This window comes from Alloalcanivorax balearicus MACL04, from assembly GCF_025532145.1.
GTDB classification, from domain to species: Bacteria; Pseudomonadota; Gammaproteobacteria; order Pseudomonadales; family Alcanivoracaceae; genus Alloalcanivorax; species Alloalcanivorax balearicus.
The window spans coordinates 25,546-42,571 of sequence record NZ_ARXS01000027.1; the positions used below are offsets into that span (position 1 = coordinate 25,546).

Sequence of the window (17,026 nt, forward strand, 5' to 3'; positions counted from 1 at the left end):
TCTTCAGGTCGCTGTGCCGGGTAACCGGCGTTGGTGCAGGTTGCCGGCGATGTCATCGGTTTGCCGCCGTTCCTGGCGGTGCTCCCGGTGCTGCTGTTGCTGTTGCCGCCGCGTGGCCAGGGTGTCGAACGAGGACAGCCGCTGTTGCCGTTGGCGCCAATGGTCCTGGCCGGCGTCGACGGCGCGTTGTTGTTCGCGCAAGACCTGCCGCGCCTGTTCGATGGCCTGATCCAGGGAAGCCAGGAAGCGGCGGTAGGTATTCAGCGTCAATGTATCCATGCCCTTGGCCAGGGCGTCCTGTAACCGGCCGGCGTACTCATTGCGGTAATTCTCCAGCGTGGACAACTGCGCCGTGGTGTTTTGCTGACCGCGCCGGGCTTCGGCCAGACTGTGCCCGGCCTGATCACGGGCCTGGCGGGCCTGCTCGATCAAAGTGTCCAGCGGCGACGACGGTGTCATGGCGGATCTCCGATCAGGTGGGTCAAGGCGCCGTGGGCGTCCTGCAGCCCGGCGCATTCGTTGATGTCCTGGCGCAGCAGCGCTTCCAGGCGCGGATACAGTTGCACCGCCTGATCCAGCTGCGGATCGTGGCCGGGGCTGTAAGCGCCGACGCCGATCAAATCGCGGTTGCGCTGATACAGGGAAAAAAGCTGTTTGAAGCGCTGGGCCCGGCGTAGCTGGGCGGTGGGCACCAACTGCGTCATGGCCCGGCTGATCGAGGCTTCAATGTCGATGGCCGGATAATGGCCGGCTTCGGCCAGGGAGCGCGACAGCACCACGTGACCGTCGAGAATGGCACGGGCGGCGTCGGCGATCGGATCCTGTTGGTCGTCGCCCTCGGTGAGCACGGTGTAAAACGCCGTGATCGAACCGCTGCCGGGGGCCCCGTTACCGGCCCGTTCCACCAGCCCTGGTAACTTGGCGAACACCGATGGCGGATACCCCTTGGTGGCGGGCGGCTCGCCAATGGCCAGGGCGATTTCGCGCTGCGCCATGGCGTAGCGGGTCAGTGAATCCATGATCAGCAAGACGTTATGGCCGGCGTCCCGAAAGCCCTCCGCCAGCCGGGTGGCATAGGCGGCGCCCTGCAGGCGTTGCAACGGCGAGGTATCCGCCGGCGCCGCCACCACCACCGCCCGGCGGCGGCCTTCGGGGCCGAGAATATGCTCGATGAATTCCTTGACCTCGCGGCCCCGTTCGCCGATCAGCCCCACCACGATGACATCGGCGCTGGTGTAGCGGGACATCATCCCCAGCAGTACCGATTTGCCCACGCCGGAACCGGCGAACAGCCCCATGCGCTGCCCCCGGCCGATGGTGAGCAAGGCGTTGATGGCGCGGATGCCGACATCGATGGGCGTGTCGATGGGGGCGCGGTCCATGGGGTTGAGCGGGGCGCTGTCGAGACCGCCATGGGGACAGTCACCGAGCGCCGCGCCGCCGTCCAGAGGCACGCCGTTGCCGTCCACCACCCGTCCCAACAGGGTTTCACCGAGCGGGAAACGGCGGGTGCCACCTTCGTCGGCGAGCGGCAGTACCCGAGCGCCGGGTGTCAGACCGTGCAGTTCCGCCAGGGGCATCAGATACAACCGCTCACCGGCGAACCCCACCACCTGGGCCTCGGCGAAACCGCGCCCGGCCAGCTCGATACGGCAGCCGCTGCCAAGAGGAATACGCAGGCCCACCGCTTCCAGCACCAAACCGGTGGCCCGTACGATGCGGCCGCTTTCCCGGTAGGGGGGCGTGCTGGTCAGACGCTGACCGACCCGCTGCAGGGTTTCGCGCCAATGGTCGTGATGGGCGGCGGCATTCATGTTTCGCTCTCGCGCGGCTGGCGCCGCAGTTTGGCCAGCAGCATGTCCCAGCGGCAGGCGCGGCTGGCATCCCGTTCGCCGGCATCGCCGGTGACCCGGCAGCCGCCCCGTTGCAGGTCCGGGTCGACCCGGGCTTGCCAGCCGGCGGCGGTCAATTCCATGGCGAGGTGCTCTTCCACCAGGGCCAGATCATCCGGGTGCAACCACAGGCGTGGATGGGCTCCCAGTTGCGGTTCCTGATGGAGCAGCTCGCGTATCAGGGCCAGCACTTGCTCCGGCTTGGCCGCAAGCGCCTCGCCGGCCAGTTGCTTACCCACCGCCAGGGCCAGATCGACAAGGTCGTCGGCGATCTGTTGATCCAGGGTCTGGACCGCGTTTTGAAACTGGATGGCGAGTTCGGCCAGGGGGGCGAGACTGGCCGCCGCTTGTTCCCGTGCCTGTTGCTCACCGTCGCGACGGCCCTGTTCCAAGCCCTGGGTATAACCCTGTTCCTGGCCGGCCTCGAAACCGGCCTGGTGTCCCTCCTGATAGGCCTGGTCGCGAACCTGGCGGCGCAAGGCGGTCAGTTCGGCCCGGGCGTCGAAGGTCTGATCCGCCGGGCGTTGCGGTTTGGCGGCCCTTTCTCCCGGACGTTCGGCCCGCGGGCGTTCCAGATCGCCCATCCGCCAACGTTGCCAGGAAGTCTTCGGCGCGGTCGAATCAGACATAAAGGTCGTCCCCACCGGACAGCACGATATCGCCGTTGTCGGCGAGACGGCGCACCACCTGCAGAATGGATTTCTGTTCGTTCTCCACCTGCGATACCCGGATCGGACCGCTGGCCTCCATGTCCTCGCGCAACAGCGAGGCGGCACGCTGGGACATGTTGCGCAGGAATTTCTCGATGAGGGCTTCCTCGGCGCCTTTGAGGGCCAGCATCAGCGACTTGGTGTCGATTTCCTTGAGCAGCAGCTGGATGCTGCGGTCGTCCAGCTCCAGCAGATTCTCGAACAGGAACATCTCGTCGATGATGCGCTGGGCCAGATCCTCGTTGTGGGCGCGCACGGTTTTGATCACCGCCTCTTCCTGGCTGGAGTTCATCAGGTTGAGAATCTCGGCGGCGGTGCGCACCCCGCCCATCTTGCTGCGCTTGAGGTTCTGACCATCGAGCATGCCGCCCAGTACCTCGGTGAGCTCCTGCAACGCCGCCGGTTGCACCCCACTGAAAGTGGCGATGCGCAGTACCACGTCGTTGCGCAATTTCTCGTCGAACTGCTCCAGCACATCGGCGGCCTGGCGCCGCTCCAGATGAACCAGAATGGTGGCGATGATCTGCGGATGTTCGTCGCGAATCATCTCCGCCACCACGTTGGCGTCCATCAGATTGAGCGCGTCGATACCGGAATTGCCGGCGTGCTGTTCGAAAATATCCTCGAGCAGACTGGAGGCCCGTTCCTGCCCCAGCGCCTTGACCAGCACCGAACGGATATGATCGGTGGAACGCAGGTTGAGGGCGGCGAACTGTTCCTGCTCGTCGTAGAAATCCTCCAGCACCTGGTGCATTTCCTCATGGGAAATATGCTTCAGGCCGGCCATTTCCTGACTGATGTCCTGCACCTCACGGGCAGACAGGTGACGGAACACCTCCGCGGCACTGTCTTCGTCCAGCGCCAGCAAAAGGATGGCGGCGCGACGGGCCCCGTTGGCGGTACGCGCGCTGCTGTCAGGTCGGCTCATTACGGTTCATCCAACTACGCAGAATCATGGCTACCATGGCCGGATCGTCCCGGGCCAGGTCCTGCAGGTCCTGCAAATTGCTTTCGTACATCAGGGTCTTGCGCCGCTGGCGCCGGCGCCGGGCCACGGCTTCTTCCGGATCCGGATCATCGTCCTCGTCGTCGCCGACCACGGCGGAGACATTGCCCCCCGCCGCCGGCTGTGGGGGAGCGGCCGGGGTGGCGGTATAGCGCTGTATCAGCGGACGCAGGATCAGCCGATAGAGCAGCAGGGCGGCCAGCGCCACCAGCAGATAGCGGCCCAGGCCCAGCGCCAGATCCACCCATTGTGGTGATTGCCACCAGGGCCTCTCCTCGAACGGCTCGGACAAATCGGCGAACGGGCTGTTGACCACTTCCAGGCCGTCGCCGCGCTCCGCCGAGAATCCCATGGCGTGCCGGGTCAGGTCGGTGATGCGGTTGAGTTCCTCGTCACTCAGCGGTGCCAGTTGAACGGTGCCGTCCTCGCCGGTCTTTTCCCGGTAGTTGAGCACCACGGCCACGGAGAGGCGTTGAATGCTGCCCTGGTGATGCTGAGTGTGGGTGACGTTGCGATCCAGCTCGTAATTGATCAGATCGTCCTGGCGGACACGCTGGGGTGGGGCGTCTTCTTCATCGTCGTTGCCGTCGGCATTGTTGTTGATCGGCGAGGCGGCTTCCCCCGGCGGTGTGTTGCTGAGCGCGCCGGGGATGCCACTGGCGCCGCCGTCCGGGTCTTCATAAACGGCATTGATACGCTTGCTGCGGATGGCCGCTGAATTGCCGTCCTGGTTCGGGCCGTAGCGTTCCTCGGTTTCCTCGCGGCGGCTGAAATCGATCTGCGCGGTGACCTGGGCGCGGACATTGCCACGGCCAAGAATCGGCTCCAGGATTTTTTCGATGCGTTGTTGATAGGCGCGCTCCACCTCCTCGGTATAGCGCAGGCGGGTGCCGTCCAGGTCATGGCCGGGGCCGGTCTCCCGGGACAGCAGGCGGCCGCTTTGGTCCACCACGGTGACGTCTTCCGGTGCCAACTCCGGTACGCTGCTGGCCACCAGATGGACCATGGCATTGACCTGGGCGTCGCCGAGCGCGCGGCCGGGTTGCAATGTCAGTACCACCGAGCCTTTGGCGGGCTGGCGGTCGCGAATGAATACGGAAGGCTTGGCCAGCGCCAGATGCACCCGGGCCCGTTCCACCGGACCCAGCGCTTCGATGGAGCGGGCCAGCTCGCCTTCCAGACCACGTTGGAAATTCACCTGTTCGGCGAACTGGCTGACACCGAACGCCTGCTTTTCCATGATGTCCAGGCCCACGTTGCCGCCTTCCGGCAGCCCTTGTTCCGCCAGTTGCAAACGCAGCTTGTGCACCTGGTCGCCCGGCACCAGCAGGGCCTGGCCGCCTTCGCTGAAACGGTATTGCACGCCTTGCTGCTCGAGGGCGGCGATGATCCTTCCGCCGTCGGCTTCGGTGAGGTTGCTGAACAGCACGCGATAAGTCGGCGCGCTCGCCCACATCAATAGCGCGGCGACGATCGCCACCACCGCCGCGCCCGCCACCAGCAATGGAATCAGCGGATTGGCGCGCAGTCTGGCCAGCCAGGGCGTCAGCGGACTGGCCTGGCTGGCCGCCGCGTTGGCATTACCGGTGGACGCCCCGCTCATGACGGCAGGGTTCCCGCTGCAAAGCGGTGCGCGGGGCCGCGCCGGGGACGCTGTCGATGCAGAAAAACGCGATACATGATCACCCTTGCCTAACGTATGGTCTCTTGCCGGAACGGGCTCATGGAGCCTTGGGCTTTGCCATTATGCGTAGAGCGCCGCCACGCAAAGGCGAGAAAAGCCTGTCTTTTTGTCGTCAATTACCGGCATGGCCATCCGCCGCCCCTTGCTAGTCTGGGTGCCATCAGGAAAACCGGAGAAAGTGACAATGAGTACGCCGGAGATTCAATCCGTACTGAGCCAGATGCGACAGCTGGCCGCCGACGCCGGCGGTGTGTCCCGTTCCGGATCCATCGACGGACGTGGCGGTTTTTCTGGAGAGCTGCGCGCGTCGCTGGAACGGATCAATGGTCTGCAACAGGCCGCTGGTGAACAGGCGCGGGCCTTCCAGGCCGGAGACCCGAGCGTGTCGTTGCCGCAGGTAATGGTGGATTCGCAGAAGGCCAGCGTGGCGTTTGAAATGGGCGTGCAGACGCGCAACCGGCTGGTGTCCGCCTATAAAGAAATCATGAACATGCAGGTGTGAGGAAGTGCATCGAGGCCAAAGCCGTCCGTTGGCAAGCCCGCTCCCACGCTACACCTCCAGCCGCAACAGCCGTCCTTTCATTTCTTCCATGCGTTGATAGGCATTGAGCGCTTCCTCCGGGGGGATCTGCCGGATCACCTGACCGCTTTCCCGGTCCACCACCAGAATGATGGTCCGCCCGGAATCATCGCTGAGATCGAACTGCACGCCGTAGGGGCGCAGTACTTCGTTGATCCGTTGCACCGGTTCCACCAGGCTGTCGTGGTCCGGTTCGGGCTGGCGGGTTTGCGAGTCGGTCAGGGGTAACTGGGCCAGCACTCGCTCCACCCTTTGCCGGGCGGATTGAAAAGAAAACTGCGACGGCAAAGACGAGGCCAGCGGGTCCACCGGAGCACTCATGGCAATGATCCTTATTGGTTTTCACGGGTAGCGTTTGACGAAATTATCGGCGTGCTATGAAAAAACTTTAGAGGAAAAGGGGGCGCCGCTGGCATGTCTGTTTCCCGCAAATCAGACTACGAAGCCGCTGTGGGAAGCTGCCTTGGAAGCGAATGGGTTTTCAGGCCCCAAGATCGCTTGCAGCGGCCCGCCGCCCGGACAAGCTCCCACAGCGGCTTCGTGGCATGATCTGTGGGAGCCAGCCTGCTGGCGAATGGCGCGCGAGATCATCTCGCCAACGCCGCACCGCCGCATCCCCGCAAAGACTGTTCCAGCCAGGCGCGAAGCTGCAACATGGCCGTCGTTTCTTCCCGCGATTTCAGTTTGGTCAGCCAGTAGCGGCCGGTATCCACGGCCAGCTCGAAGGGTTGCTTCACCCGGCCTTGTCCGAGCGCCTCCTGGAACATCGTCACCGGTAACAGGGCCACGCCTTCGCCACCGGCGGCGGCTTCCAGCAGCAGGGCGGAGGAATCAAACATGCCGCCCCGGGGTGTCGGTGGCACCACGCCGGCGGCCTGGAACCAACGCTCCCATTCATCGCGGCGAAAGGAACGCAGCAGCGGCACGCCGTGCAAGTCCGCCGGTTGCTTCAGTTGATCCGCCAGGGCCGGGGCGCAGACCGGCGACAGCGGTGCGTCCAGCAGTGGCAAAGCGTCGGTGCCGTGCCAGGCGCCGTCGCCGAAACGAATGAAATAATCCAGCCCGTCGGCAACGATATCCGCCACGTTGTTATTGGTCTTCAAACGCAAGTCTATGGACGGGTGGCGATCGCGGAAGTCGGACAGGCGCGGCAGCAGCCAGCCGATGGCGAAGGTGCCCACCACGCCGAGGGTGACCACTTCCTGAAAGCGCCCTTCCTGCAAACGGGTGACGGCGCCGCTGATGCGGCCAAAGACGTCGGTCAGCACCGGCAGCAGGGCGTGACCTTCGTCGGTGAGCGCCAGCCCCCGGGGGAGCCGGGTAAAAAGGGTAACGCCAAGTTGGTCTTCCAGTGCCTTGACCTGATGGCTGATGGCGGTTTGGGTGACGTTCAGTTCCTGTCCGGCGCGGGTGAAGTTGCACAGCCTGGCGGAAGCCTCGAAGGCACGCAGGGCGTTCAGGGGCAGTTGCGGGACATCCATGGGCGTGATCGGATCCTGAGGCCAAGATTTTCTCATATCTGAGTGGAGAATTGATCGTTTGTCAACGCGCCGGCGGCTTCCCATAGTAGCCATCGCGACCGGACGGAAAGGGCCGAAGGCGCGGTAACGACAAGGAGAACGGGACATGAGCGCGGGACTGTCACGGAGAGGTTTCTTGCTGGGCTCCATGCTGGCGCTGCCGGCCGTGGGGTTGGCGGCGAAGGCCTCCGATCACGGTAAGGTGAGCGATGCGCTGGGCCACCGCTGCCAGGAGTGGGAGCGGCGGCATGGTGGCCGTATCGGGGTGGCGGTATGGAATCTTGCTACTGGCTATCGTGCCGGCCACCGCGTGGATGAGCGCTTTCTGATGTGCAGTACCTTCAAGGCGCTGGCGGCGGCGTTGGTGCTGGCGCGAGTGGATCGTGACAAGGAGAGCCTGGACCGGCGGGTGTTGGTGTCCCGCAAGGATCTGGTGGGCTGGTCACCGGTTACCGAGAAGCGAACCGGAGAGGGAGGCATGACCGTGGCGGAGCTGTGTGAAGCGGCGGTGGCCTGGAGCGATAACGGCGCCGCCAATCTGCTGATCAAAGGCTTTGGCGGACCAGGGGCGCTGACGGAATTTCTGCGTGAAAACGGCGATTCGGTAACGCGGTTGGACCGGCTGGAGCCGGAACTGAACGGCTATGGCGGCGCCAATAAGGAAAGCGATACCACTTCTCCGGCGGCGATGCTGGGAACACTGCACCGGCTGCTGTTCGGCGAGGTGCTTTCCGCCCAGGGCCGCGCGCAACTGGCGGCGTGGATGATCGCCAACAAAACCGGTGACCGGCGGCTGCGTGCCGGCTTTCCGGCTAACTGGCTGGTGGCTGACAAGACCGGTACCAGTGGCGATGAACTGGGCTACAGTAATGATATTGGTGTGGCCTGGTCGCCGCAGCGGGGGGCGATACTGGTGACGGTGTATTGCGAGATGCCCAAGGCGGAAGCCGAGGCTAGGGACCGGATCATCGCCGAGGTGGCGGAGATGGTGAGCAGAGGGTAGAAGAGGCCGCTTTCACACCATTGTGGGAGCTTGCCTGCAAGCGAATCTTTGGGGCAGACAAGCCCCCTTTCGCTTGCAGGCAAGCTCCCACAGCGGCTTCGTAGTTCCCTCTGTGGGAAGAGCTGCCCGGTGTAGGGCGGCGGCCACAAAAAAAGCCCCCAAAAAACGGGGGCCTGATGCGAAGGTGAGCGCAAAAGCAGTGCCCGGCGAAGCGCCGGGCGCCGATAAACATTAACCCAGCAGGGACAGCACGGACTGCGGTACCTGGTTGGCCTGCGCCAGCACGGAAGTACCGGCTTGCTGCAGAATCTGCGCACGGGTCATGTTGGACACTTCCACCGCGTAGTCGGCGTCCTCGATACGGGAACGGGCGGCGGACAGGTTGGTGGTGGTGGTGCCGAGATTGGTGATGGCGGACTCGAAACGGTTCTGCATGGCACCCAGCTCTGAACGCAGGGAATCCACGGTGCTCAGAGCGGTGTCCAGGGAGGCCAGCGGGTCGACGTTCACGGCGGCGCCCAAGGTGGCTACACCATCATCGGCGATGGTTGCCATGTTGTAGGTACCATCGCCGTTATCCATCAGATACTCACCGGTACCGTTGCCTTCGGCGTCGTTGATTTCGATAAGGCTGGCGGTGTCAAGGTTCGTGGCAGTATCAAGGGTTACATTGGCTTGAATGCTGCTTACCGGGCCGGCCTGGGTGTCGATAGTGTCTTTGTCCAGGGCGGTTGATTCGTCGAACGTCAATGCTGACGCATCGCTGGTGTCGAGTGCGTAGTAGTTACCGTCGCTGGCCAGAGCGGCGTAACCGCTGCCATCTTTAAGGGCGTAGATGCTGTCGGTATCCGTGGTCATTGCGCCGCCGCCAGCGGCGGTAGGGGCAGTCAGATCCGCCACAGCAAATTTGGCGGAAATTGTGTCTGTATCGTTTACTGTAGCGCCGAAATTGGCGGACTGAACTGCGCGTTTGGTAACGTCGAAGCTGTCCAGATTCAGCGTCTTGGAGGTGATCTCTTTCAGGTTCAGGGTGATGGCTTCGCCGTCGTTGGCGCCGACCTGAATCGTCAGGTTCTGGTCATTGGCCAGTACTTTGACGCCGTTGAAATCAGTTTCCTTGGAGATGCGATCGACTTCCGACAAGCGTTGGTTGATCTCATCCTGGATGGAGTTCAGGTCGGATTGAGAGTTGGTGCCGTTCTGGGCCTGAACGGTCAGCTCACGAATACGCTGCAGGTTGTCGTTGACCTGGTTCAGGGCGCCTTCCGCGGTTTGTGCCACGGAGATACCGTCGTTGGCGTTACGCTGAGCCTGGGAAAGGCCGGTGATCTGGGAGCTCATGCGGTTGGCGATGGCCTGGCCGGCGGCATCGTCCTTGGCGCTGTTGATACGCAGGCCGGAAGACAGCCGCTCCATGGAGGTTTGCAGAGCGCTCTGGGAACGGCCCAGGTTCTGCTGGCCGATCAGGGCGGTAATGTTGGTGTTGATGACTGACATATCAGTGTCCTTTTGCTGGTGACCAAATCGGTTTTGCTACACCGGCGGCTCCCGGCGGGAGCGCCGCAACGGCGCGGGCCGTTACTCAGTCTTTCGGCGGTTCACCGGCGAGCTTTAGGGAGCAGGCAAAAAAAAGCAGCTCAGAACCCGAAGAAGCCGCCCATCCACCCTTCTAATCGGCGCTTCACTTTTTGCCAAAGACGCTAAAGTCCGCTGCGGTGGCGCCGATAGCTGAGGTAAGCGGTGAGGATTCGGGAGGCCTCACGCCCTGGAGGGCACCTGCTCCCTTTTTCACCTTCCGTTTCACTTTCCTACTAGGAGAAGGAAGCACCATGGCCAGCATCGCATCTTTAGGTATCGGGTCCGGTTTGGACCTGAATGGATTGTTGGATCAGCTGGAAGCCGCCGAACGGCAAAAGCTGACCCCGATCACTAATCAGGCGGCCAGCTACAATGCCAAAATCTCCGCCTTTGGTACCCTGGAGAGCGCGCTGGACAAATTCCGGGACGCCGCGGAAACGCTGGGGGAAGAAGACAGCTTCCGAAGCGTGGCCACTAGCCAGACCGGTGAATCGGTCACCTTCACCACCGGTACGGATGTGGCACTGGGCAGCTTCGATATCAATGTGACCCAGCGTGCCCGCGCCTACAGTATCGCCACCCAGGGGGTGGCCGATAAGGACACCGATCTGGGGGCGGGATCGGTCTCCATCGATCTGGCCAACGGTGAATCCCTCGAGGTCACCTTGAGTGAGGACAAGAGTTCCCTCAAGGATCTGCGTGATGCCATCAACGACCAGAACAAAGGCGTGCAGGCCTCCATCGTCAACGATGGCAGCGGCACGCCCTACCGGCTGGTGATGACGTCGACGAAGACCGGAACGGAAGAGGCGATCAGCGGCGTCAGCTTCTCCGGCGGGTTGGGTTCCGCGCTGTCTCTGGATGGCGCCTCCGAGGTGACCGCCCGCAATGCCGAATTCACCATCAACGGCATTGCCATGCAGAGTCAGAGCAACAAGGTGGAAGACGCCATCCAGGGCGTGACTTTGAATCTGGTGGAAGAAGGCGAATCCAGCCTGGATATCACCCGGGACACGGATGCGATCAAAAAGGCGGTCAACGATTTCGTCTCCGCCTTCAATAACCTCAAGGAGAGTATCGGAAGCCTGACCAGTTTCAACAGTGAAACCGGAGAAAGTGGCGAGCTGATAGGGAATTCCACGGTGCGCCGTATTGAGTCCGAATTGCGCGGGGTGTTGAGCGCCGGCGTGGATGAGGGCGAATACCGGGTGCTGGCGGACCTGGGGGTCTCCTTGCAACGGGATGGAACCCTGAAGGTCGATGATGACGATCTCGACGAAGCCATCAGCAATAATCTGGAAGGGGTGTCCCGTTTCTTCGTTGGCCGTGATGAGGACGACGGCATGATCGGCAAGCTGGACTCCGCGCTGGAAGACATGCTGGAGGATGACGGCATGATCGACCGCGTCACCGAGGGCTTTCAGACCAGCATCGACAGTCTGTCGAAACGCTATGATCGTATGGAGCAGAGCATTGCCGCCACCGTCGAGCGTTATCGTACGCAGTTCCAGAAACTGGACAGTATGGTGGCGCAGATGAACGCCACCAGCAGCTATTTGACCCAGCAGTTCGACATGCTCAATGCACAGTTGAAGCAGTAAAAATTGAAGCCGTAAACAGGACCCGGGAGGCTGACGAAGCGATGACGTGGGGCGAAACGGTAGCGGCTCGTCCGTCCGTGCCGCTTCGGCTTTCCATGCCAGGTTGGGAGCGCAGATCATGAACAATACCGGTGGTCATTCCGCCTTTGCACGCGGAGCCGGCGCCTATGCCAGAGTGGGAGTGGAGAGCGGCGTGATGTCAGCCAGTCCACATCAATTGATTACCTTGCTCTTCGATGGGGCACAAAGCGCCATCCGCACCGCCCGCCTGCATTTGCAGGACGGCCGCGCCGCGGAAAAAGGCGTGGCGATCTCCAAGGCACTGGACATCGTCAACAATGGTCTGAAGGCCGCGCTTGACCAGGACCGTGGTGGCGAGCTGGCCGAGCGTCTGGCGGCGTTGTATGACTATGTGGCGCGGCTGCTGCTGGCCGCCAACCTGCATAATGACGATGAGCGTCTGCGGCAGGCGGCGGAACTGCTGGAGAATATCGGATCCGCCTGGCGTGAAATTGATCCACGACATTCCGCGGAGGGGGTATGAGTAACCAGAACACGGACACCGTGCCGACCCCCGAAGGGGTGTTGGTGAGCTATGAGACCCTGCTTGCCCGGTCCACCCGGATGCTGGCCTGTGTGCGACAGAAGGACTGGGATGCGCTGGTGGATGAGCAATCCCGCTATGTCCTGGAGGTGGACCGTCTGTCCCGTATCGAGCGGGATTTGTCCTTCAATGTGGAGGAGCAGGAGCGTAAAGCGGCGTTGCTGGAGCGGATTCTCGAACAGGATCTGGAAGTGCGTCGTTGCCTGATGGCGCGCCGCGATGAACTTGACCAACTGCTTGGCACCAGTCGCCGCCGCCAGGACCTGCATCGCACCTATCAGTCTCAATCCGCCCAGGTGGTGGACGGCCGCGCGCGCTTTCATCGCGACCCGTTGCTTAAAGGGACGCCGTGAGCACCATCACGCCGTTGCTTGATACCTTGCTGCATCAGGTGCTCGGGCGACGGATGGATGGGCCGGCGCCAACGCCGCTCAATCAGCCGGTCACGCCCCTGATGCCGGGGCAGGCGGTGGAGGCGCTGGGGCGCGACGAGCGTCTGCCGTTAGCGCCGGAATCACCGACGCGGAAGTCACCGGGGGTGGAAGGGACTGGCGCCCGGGATGCGGCCAAAGCCGGGGAGCGGGCACCGTTGCCCGCATCGGCACCGGACACCGCGCCGGTATCCGCCAGAACCCATTTCAGCGGCGCCGCCCGCGCCATCGCCGATCTGCTGATCCGCTATCCCGCGCCGCCTTCCGCCGTGCGGCCGGCGGAGCCGTTATTGCCCGGGCCGCCGCTGTCCTCCGCTCCGTTGGCGGCGGCCTTACGGGGCAGCGTGGAGCACAGCGGCCTGTTCTACGAATCCCACCTCGGCGAATGGTTTCGCGGTGAGCGTCCACTGGCGGCGTTACGGCCGGAGCCACAGATGCGCCTTGCCACCATGGCCGCCTCTGTCACCTCCGAGTCCGCCACGGCGCCAGCTCCTCCATCGGTCAAGGGGCAAGAGGGCATGGTGAATGCCGGAGGCCGGGAGGCGGAAGGGGAGTCACGGGCGGCCGTGGCGGGCGGAAACCGCGGCCCCACTGGCGTGGAGGAGAGTGTGCAGCCCGTGGTGCGCCATCAACTGGAGTTGCTGGCAACACCGGTATTGCGTTGGGAGGGTGACCTCTGGTCGGGATTGTTCGCCGCGCTGCTGATCCAGGCCCCGCCACGGGAATCCCGGCCCGACGGCGACGCTGAAAACCCGGGCCGTTCCGGTGAGGAGGAGGGGGCTTGGCTGTCGCAATTGGAAGTGCGCACCGAAGCGCTGGGTGAAATTCGGGTACAGCTGCGGTTGCACGGCGGCCATTTGAATCTCGAGCTGGCGGCGCTGCGGGAGGAAACCCTGGCGCGCCTGCGTGAAGGGCAGCCGGTGCTGCGGGATCGCCTCGAGGCTCTGGGGTTGCAGGCAACGATCAAGGTGGTGAATCGTGATCCGGAGCAAAACGCCAATGAGTGAGGAGGGCGATACTTCGCGCCGCCGGGCGGTGGCTCTGGCCTATCGGGAAGGTGACGGTGCTCCGAGGGTAATGGCAAAGGGCTACGGCGACGTGGCCGAGCGGCTGGTGGAAGAAGCCCGCCGCCATGGCGTCTTCGTCCATGCCGCGCCGGAACTGGTGGCCTTGTTGATGACCGTCAATCTGGACCAGCGGATTCCCGAAGCCCTGTACCAGGTGGTGGCGGAGTTGCTGGTCTGGGTACAACAACTGGAACAGGGCCCGCCAGGCGAACAGAGATAAAGTCAGCCGATTCGCTGCCGTTTCCTGCTTTCTCCCCTCTCTATCCCGCAAGAAACCGAAAGTTTGAAATAATTCAAAAGTGGTATGTGAAATGCGTCACTAATTTGGTACTTTAGTGTGATGCTCGTCACGCTAAAAGCTTAGTCGTGACCGAACGTCACGACCCAGGAGCCCGCCGGGACAACGCTATCACCGGTGCTGACGAGCAGGCTCCCGCCGCCATCGAAACGACGCCGGCGGGTAAGACTGATGGATCGGGGGATCGGGAGTCCTCGGCCAAAGCGGGTCAGGGACTCTCTCGGTATGGGTACCGAAGGAGCAAGCGCAACAATGAACGTCGATAACGTACTGAATGAAATTCAGGATCTGAATCTGACCTATCTGCTGCTGGCGCAACGCCTGCTGCAGGAAGATTACGCCACCGCTTTGTTTCGTTTGAAAATCGACGAGCCCATGGCGGAGGTGTTGTTGTCTCTCTCCGCGCGTCAACTCAGCCGTCTGGCACGTACCAACCAGTTTCTGTTTCGTCTCGGGTTGGACGATGCCGGCCAGTTGCAAGCGCTGACCAATCACAAGCGGGAGCAGGGACTGGAGCAGACCCATGCCGCCCTGTTGATGACCGCCACCGGCGATGCCGTGGCCGCGCGGCAAGGGTGAGACATGAGTGAAAAGAGTCTGGTTGGCGAGATGCAGCAGGTGCAGCTCGCCATCGAACTGATTGAACTGGGCGCCCGGCTGCAAGTGCTGGAATCCGAGACCGAGCTCAGCCGTGGCCGGCTGATCCGTCTGTATAAGGAAGTGCGGGGCATGTCACCGCCGAAGGGTATGTTGCCGTTTTCCACGGACTGGTTCATTACCTGGCTGCCGAACATTCACTCGTCGTTGTTCTATGGCTTTTTTCGCCACCTCACCGTGCATCAGCGATGCGGGCGCATGGAGGGGTTCGTCAAGGCCTACCGGCTGTACCTGGAGCAAATGGCATTGGATGGCGCCGAGCCGGTACTGGGGCTGACCCGGGCCTGGACCCTGGTGCGCTTCTTCGAAAGCCAGATGTTCGAGTTATCCGCCTGTACCTGTTGCGGGGGGCACTTCGTCACTCATGCTCATACCCCGACACAAAATTTCGTCTGCGGTATTTGTCAGCCGCCATCGCGCGCGGGCAAGACCCGCAAGCGGTCCCGGCGGACGGAACCGCTGCTGGATGATGACGCCATGTCGGCCTCCTACGCCTAGGAGGCCGCCCGGCTGGCAAGCGAATAACCCGCCACACCCACGCACATTCCCCTAAAGCCCCACCCATTCCTGCCGATACAGAAATGAGAGTGTTCGTAAACCGCGCCCCCAGGGAAGCGGTGAACTGATCCAGCGGCGTAAGGAATCCGGTTGTGCTGATCCCCATTGGTTTCATCATCGTGGCGTTCTCCGTGTTCGGCGGCTTTTTTCTGGCCGGCGGTCATCTCGGTCCGCTCTATCAACCCAGTGAAATCATGATGATCTGCGGTGCCGCCGTGGGGTCCTTCATCGCCGCCAACAATGGCAAAGCGATCAAGGCCACGCTGCGCTCCTCGTCTCAGCTTAAGCGTACCACCCGTTACGGCAAGGAAACCTACATGTCGTTGATGTCGCTGCTGTACAAGCTGCTGTCGAAGATGCGCCGTGAAGGGGTGTTGGGCATTGAACGGGACATCGAGAACCCGCAGGACAGTGATCTGTTCGCCGACTATCCGGAGCTGCGGGAAGATCCGATGATCATGGGGTTCATCACCGATTACCTGCGGCTGATGATCAGCGGCAGCATGGACCCGCACGAGCTCGATGAGCTGATGGCGCATGAAATCGAGGCCTTCGAGGACGAAGCGCATATTCCCGCCGATGCCCTGTCCAAGGTCGGGGACGCCTTGCCGGCTTTCGGTATCGTCGCCGCCGTGCTCGGGGTGGTGAAGGCGTTGGGGGCCGCCGACGCCGGCGTGGACGCCATGGGATATATGATCGCCCAGGCCCTGGTGGGTACATTTCTGGGCATCCTGCTGGCCTATGGTTTCGTCAATCCGCTAGCCAGCCGTATCGACCGGCAGGTGCGCGAGGGCGTGAAAATGTTGCAATGCATTCGCGTCACTCTGCTCGCCAATCTGAATGGCTACGCCCCGCAACTGGCGGTGGAATTCGGTCGCAAAGCCCTGCACACCAGCGAGCGGCCCAGCTTCAGTGAGTTGGAAGATCATGTGCGTGGCGCCCCGCGCGATGACAAGGGCGTGGGTGTGGGTGAAGCATGAGCGAAGCCGTTCGTCGCATCGTCGTTCGCCGCCGCTCGCGTCATGCCGAGGCGCACCACGGTGGCAGCTGGAAGATCGCGCTGGCCGACTTCATGACGGCATTGATGGCGTTGTTTCTGGTGTTGTGGATGATCTCCACCGCCACACCGCAGCAATTGCAGGGGCTGGCCGAGTATTTTCGCACGCCGCTGAACGTGGCGATGACCGGCGGCGACCGTAGCACCGCCAGTACCAGTGCGATTCCCGGTGGCGGCGATGACCCTGCTCACGCCAAGGGCGAACAGGCGCGCATCGATTTGCGTGATCAGACCCGGCCGGCGGAAATGCAGCGTCAGTTCCTGGAACTGCAGCGCCGCATCGAGAGCACTATCAGTGCTGATGACAGCCTGCGCGAGCTGCGTCAGCAGATGCGTTTCGACGTCACCCCGGAAGGGCTGCGCATTCAACTTCTGGATACCGATCCCCGTCCCATGTTCCATCTTGGCAGTGACCAGGTGGCGCCTTATATGCGCGAGCTGTTACGCACGCTGGCGCCGCTGCTTAATGACCTGCCCAACCCGCTCAGCATTACCGGCCATACCGACAGCGTGCCCTACGCCAACGGTGAACGCGGCTACAGCAACTGGGAGTTGTCCGCCGACCGTGCCAATGCCAGTCGCCGGGAACTGATTACCGGCGGGCTGGCGCCGGACAAACTGTTGCGCGTGGCCGGTCTCGGCGACCGCGTGCCGATGGCCGGCAGCCACCCCGGTGATCCGGTGAACCGCCGTATTACGTTGCTGGTGTTGAACGAGCAGGCGGCACGCCGTATCCGCGCCGAAGGCGAGCCCGCCAGCCGCGCCCCGCTACAGGAGTAA

Annotated in this window: 19 protein-coding genes; 11 read left to right on the forward strand and 8 right to left on the reverse strand. The window is 62.9% G+C overall.

Annotation, left to right across the window (positions count from 1 at the left end):
• Positions 1 to 3: 3 nt before the first annotated feature.
• Genes fliJ through fliF form a run of 5 tightly spaced genes read right to left on the reverse strand, consistent with a single transcriptional unit; the run spans position 4 to position 5,211 of the window.
• Positions 4 to 459 carry a flagellar export protein FliJ gene (fliJ, locus tag MA04_RS17930; protein WP_262461951.1) on the reverse strand — a complete coding sequence of 152 codons (456 nt, stop codon included), beginning with the start codon at positions 457 to 459 and terminating at the stop codon, positions 4 to 6.
• Positions 456 to 1,814, reverse strand: a complete 1,359-nt coding sequence (fliI, locus tag MA04_RS17935; protein WP_262461952.1) for a flagellar protein export ATPase FliI — start codon at positions 1,812 to 1,814, stop codon at positions 456 to 458. The genes fliJ and fliI overlap by 4 nt, the downstream gene beginning before the upstream one ends.
• Positions 1,811 to 2,521, reverse strand: coding sequence for a flagellar assembly protein FliH (gene fliH / locus MA04_RS17940; protein ID WP_262461953.1), 711 nt, complete (start codon positions 2,519 to 2,521; stop codon positions 1,811 to 1,813). The genes fliI and fliH overlap by 4 nt, the downstream gene beginning before the upstream one ends.
• A complete protein-coding gene (gene fliG / locus MA04_RS17945; RefSeq protein WP_262461954.1) occupies positions 2,514 to 3,530 on the reverse strand; it encodes a flagellar motor switch protein FliG in 1,017 nt (338 codons plus the stop codon). Before fliG ends, fliH begins: the two co-directional genes overlap by 8 nt.
• The gene (gene fliF / locus MA04_RS17950; protein WP_262461955.1) at positions 3,517 to 5,211 is read right to left on the reverse strand and encodes a flagellar basal-body MS-ring/collar protein FliF; all 1,695 of its coding nucleotides are present in this window, start codon (positions 5,209 to 5,211) and stop codon (positions 3,517 to 3,519) included. The genes fliG and fliF overlap by 14 nt, the downstream gene beginning before the upstream one ends.
• A 265-nt stretch (positions 5,212 to 5,476) precedes the next feature.
• On the opposite strand from fliF, the gene fliE reads away from it, so the two are divergent.
• Positions 5,477 to 5,794, forward strand: a complete 318-nt coding sequence (gene fliE, locus MA04_RS17955) for a flagellar hook-basal body complex protein FliE (RefSeq protein ID WP_262461958.1) — start codon at positions 5,477 to 5,479, stop codon at positions 5,792 to 5,794.
• Positions 5,795 to 5,842: 48 nt separating this feature from the next.
• Here the strand turns inward: fliE and MA04_RS17960 are convergent, their stop codons facing one another.
• Positions 5,843 to 6,193: a flagellar protein FlaG gene (locus MA04_RS17960; protein WP_022995650.1), complete on the reverse strand. Its 351-nt coding sequence runs from the start codon at positions 6,191 to 6,193 to the stop codon at positions 5,843 to 5,845.
• Between the two features lie 266 nt (positions 6,194 to 6,459).
• On the reverse strand, positions 6,460 to 7,353 hold the full coding sequence (locus tag MA04_RS17965) for a LysR family transcriptional regulator (protein ID WP_262461960.1): 894 nt from the start codon (positions 7,351 to 7,353) through the stop codon (positions 6,460 to 6,462).
• A gap of 145 nt (positions 7,354 to 7,498) precedes the next feature.
• Here MA04_RS17965 and bla point away from each other — a divergent pair, with 145 nt between their 5' ends.
• A complete protein-coding gene (gene bla / locus MA04_RS17970) occupies positions 7,499 to 8,395 on the forward strand; it encodes a class A beta-lactamase (protein ID WP_262461962.1) in 897 nt (298 codons plus the stop codon).
• A 231-nt stretch (positions 8,396 to 8,626) separates the two neighbouring features.
• Here the strand turns inward: bla and MA04_RS17975 are convergent, their stop codons facing one another.
• Positions 8,627 to 9,892, reverse strand: a complete 1,266-nt coding sequence (locus MA04_RS17975; protein WP_262461964.1) for a FliC/FljB family flagellin — start codon at positions 9,890 to 9,892, stop codon at positions 8,627 to 8,629.
• 332 nt (positions 9,893 to 10,224) lie between these two features.
• Between MA04_RS17975 and fliD the strand changes: the two genes are divergently transcribed.
• From fliD to motB, 9 genes are all read left to right on the forward strand, one after another.
• Positions 10,225 to 11,574 (forward strand): flagellar filament capping protein FliD, encoded by a 1,350-nt coding sequence (fliD, locus tag MA04_RS17980; protein ID WP_262461965.1) that lies wholly within the window; start codon positions 10,225 to 10,227, stop codon positions 11,572 to 11,574.
• 118 nt (positions 11,575 to 11,692) lie between these two features.
• On the forward strand, positions 11,693 to 12,118 hold the full coding sequence (gene fliS / locus MA04_RS17985; protein WP_262461966.1) for a flagellar export chaperone FliS: 426 nt from the start codon (positions 11,693 to 11,695) through the stop codon (positions 12,116 to 12,118).
• Complete coding sequence (locus tag MA04_RS17990; protein ID WP_262461968.1) at positions 12,115 to 12,531, forward strand: flagellar protein FliT; 417 nt, start codon at positions 12,115 to 12,117, stop codon at positions 12,529 to 12,531. The genes fliS and MA04_RS17990 overlap by 4 nt, the downstream gene beginning before the upstream one ends.
• On the forward strand, positions 12,528 to 13,616 hold the full coding sequence (fliK, locus tag MA04_RS17995) for a flagellar hook-length control protein FliK (RefSeq protein ID WP_262461969.1): 1,089 nt from the start codon (positions 12,528 to 12,530) through the stop codon (positions 13,614 to 13,616). The genes MA04_RS17990 and fliK overlap by 4 nt, the downstream gene beginning before the upstream one ends.
• Positions 13,609 to 13,896: an EscU/YscU/HrcU family type III secretion system export apparatus switch protein gene (locus MA04_RS18000; protein WP_163125522.1), complete on the forward strand. Its 288-nt coding sequence runs from the start codon at positions 13,609 to 13,611 to the stop codon at positions 13,894 to 13,896. Before fliK ends, MA04_RS18000 begins: the two co-directional genes overlap by 8 nt.
• A 330-nt stretch (positions 13,897 to 14,226) precedes the next feature.
• The gene (flhD, locus tag MA04_RS18005) at positions 14,227 to 14,553 is read left to right on the forward strand and encodes a flagellar transcriptional regulator FlhD (RefSeq protein WP_163125524.1); all 327 of its coding nucleotides are present in this window, start codon (positions 14,227 to 14,229) and stop codon (positions 14,551 to 14,553) included.
• Between the two features lie 3 nt (positions 14,554 to 14,556).
• Positions 14,557 to 15,129, forward strand: coding sequence for a flagellar transcriptional regulator FlhC (gene flhC / locus MA04_RS18010; protein ID WP_262461971.1), 573 nt, complete (start codon positions 14,557 to 14,559; stop codon positions 15,127 to 15,129).
• A gap of 152 nt (positions 15,130 to 15,281) precedes the next feature.
• A complete protein-coding gene (gene motA / locus MA04_RS18015) occupies positions 15,282 to 16,169 on the forward strand; it encodes a flagellar motor stator protein MotA (protein ID WP_022995639.1) in 888 nt (295 codons plus the stop codon).
• On the forward strand, positions 16,166 to 17,026 hold the full coding sequence (gene motB, locus MA04_RS18020) for a flagellar motor protein MotB (protein ID WP_262461975.1): 861 nt from the start codon (positions 16,166 to 16,168) through the stop codon (positions 17,024 to 17,026). Before motA ends, motB begins: the two co-directional genes overlap by 4 nt.

Coding starts and splice junctions, on each gene's coding strand:
- fliJ (WP_262461951.1), bottom strand. CDS start 459: ATGACACCGTCGTCGCCGCTGGACACTTTGATCGAGCAGGCCCGCCAG.
- fliI (WP_262461952.1), bottom strand. CDS start 1,814: ATGAATGCCGCCGCCCATCACGACCATTGGCGCGAAACCCTGCAGCGG.
- fliH (WP_262461953.1), bottom strand. CDS start 2,521: ATGTCTGATTCGACCGCGCCGAAGACTTCCTGGCAACGTTGGCGGATG.
- fliG (WP_262461954.1), bottom strand. CDS start 3,530: ATGAGCCGACCTGACAGCAGCGCGCGTACCGCCAACGGGGCCCGTCGC.
- fliF (WP_262461955.1), bottom strand. CDS start 5,211: ATGAGCGGGGCGTCCACCGGTAATGCCAACGCGGCGGCCAGCCAGGCC.
- fliE (WP_262461958.1), top strand. CDS start 5,477: ATGAGTACGCCGGAGATTCAATCCGTACTGAGCCAGATGCGACAGCTG.
- MA04_RS17960 (WP_022995650.1), bottom strand. CDS start 6,193: ATGAGTGCTCCGGTGGACCCGCTGGCCTCGTCTTTGCCGTCGCAGTTT.
- MA04_RS17965 (WP_262461960.1), bottom strand. CDS start 7,353: ATGGATGTCCCGCAACTGCCCCTGAACGCCCTGCGTGCCTTCGAGGCT.
- bla (WP_262461962.1), top strand. CDS start 7,499: ATGAGCGCGGGACTGTCACGGAGAGGTTTCTTGCTGGGCTCCATGCTG.
- MA04_RS17975 (WP_262461964.1), bottom strand. CDS start 9,892: ATGTCAGTCATCAACACCAACATTACCGCCCTGATCGGCCAGCAGAAC.
- fliD (WP_262461965.1), top strand. CDS start 10,225: ATGGCCAGCATCGCATCTTTAGGTATCGGGTCCGGTTTGGACCTGAAT.
- fliS (WP_262461966.1), top strand. CDS start 11,693: ATGAACAATACCGGTGGTCATTCCGCCTTTGCACGCGGAGCCGGCGCC.
- MA04_RS17990 (WP_262461968.1), top strand. CDS start 12,115: ATGAGTAACCAGAACACGGACACCGTGCCGACCCCCGAAGGGGTGTTG.
- MA04_RS18000 (WP_163125522.1), top strand. CDS start 13,609: ATGAGTGAGGAGGGCGATACTTCGCGCCGCCGGGCGGTGGCTCTGGCC.
- flhD (WP_163125524.1), top strand. CDS start 14,227: ATGAACGTCGATAACGTACTGAATGAAATTCAGGATCTGAATCTGACC.
- flhC (WP_262461971.1), top strand. CDS start 14,557: ATGAGTGAAAAGAGTCTGGTTGGCGAGATGCAGCAGGTGCAGCTCGCC.
- motB (WP_262461975.1), top strand. CDS start 16,166: ATGAGCGAAGCCGTTCGTCGCATCGTCGTTCGCCGCCGCTCGCGTCAT.